The 1,068-nt window shown below is 40.1% G+C and carries 2 protein-coding genes; both read right to left on the minus strand.

Features of this window, described 5'->3' with window-relative positions; translation table 11 throughout:
- Positions 1 to 25: 25 nt before the first annotated feature.
- Positions 26 to 160 carry a hypothetical protein gene (locus QTN94_RS20005; RefSeq protein ID WP_331428649.1) on the minus strand — a complete coding sequence of 45 codons (135 nt, stop codon included), beginning with the start codon at positions 158 to 160 and terminating at the stop codon, positions 26 to 28.
- A gap of 73 nt (positions 161 to 233) precedes the next feature.
- The gene (locus QTN94_RS20010; RefSeq protein ID WP_331428650.1) at positions 234 to 968 is read right to left on the minus strand and encodes a hypothetical protein; all 735 of its coding nucleotides are present in this window, start codon (positions 966 to 968) and stop codon (positions 234 to 236) included.
- Positions 969 to 1,068: the final 100 nt, after the last annotated feature.

Below are 1,068 nucleotides of genomic sequence, written 5' to 3' on the forward strand. Positions count from 1 at the left end.
GACTCTATACTTTGATCATTATTCATTAGTCGATTCTCACTTCAATAAGACGAGTGCCAAATTCTTTTGGCGCAGGCTCTACGGTTAAATCACCTTGTTTTTTACCTGACGCTATATAGCCCAGTTGTTGATGTTTTGAGGCTTGCCAGTTAAACGGCATGCTAACCAACACTGTAATGGTATCGACCAGTGCTGCCGCCTAAATTTAATCACTCTGTGAGAAAGCGAGAACGTTACTCTGTAGCACTCTCTTCATCTCGCTGATAAATTGAATGTTTAAATTGATCATTAAGTCTTTTGATTTTTACGACCTCAAGCTCATGGAAAAGTGAGTACAAATTATTTAACAACGCTTGCTTTTCTTCGAGAGTCGATGTGAATATCAATCCCTTGTATCCCATTTGACCTTTTTCAGGAATCGTAAAAGAAATTACGTTATCACTCACTAGATTGAAAACGACGCTACGCTCATCGATAAACAGACAGCACTTATCAACGGTTGGTTTAAAATTGGTCATCCCAAATGACATCAGTGCAAATGCCCCTGCACCCACTAAGGCTAACGGGCCAAGTAAAAAAACCGCAATAATACACACCACAATTCCCACCCAAGCAAAGCCGCGCACGATTTTATACGCCACCTCTGGGATCATATCTTGCTCCGTGTAATGAATACCCAGTGCGGTTAAGTGATAACAGCGATGTTTATCAGGAAAATACAGATACCTTGTTATCAATACCATCATGGTCATTAAAGCAAAAGCTACCCAAAACATCGGGGTATCTACGGTAAAATCATCAAGAACAAGCCAAAAAAAGCCAAATATTGAACAGCCAACAAATATTGCCATTCCCCATATCCCTAGACGATCGTATTTACCGCCATATCCTTTGTGCTCCCAAGAGTAGGCTATCTCAACGTTATAAAGTTGTTCCTTAAGAGACTCTATACTTTGATCATTATTCATTAGTCGATTCTCACTTCAATAAGACGAGTGCCAAATTCTTTTGGCGCAGGCTCTACGGTTAAATCACCTTGTTTTTTACCTGACGCTATATAGCCCAGTT

It is taken from the genome of Vibrio sp. M250220, from assembly GCF_036533795.1.
Classification (GTDB): Bacteria; Pseudomonadota; Gammaproteobacteria; order Enterobacterales; family Vibrionaceae; genus Vibrio.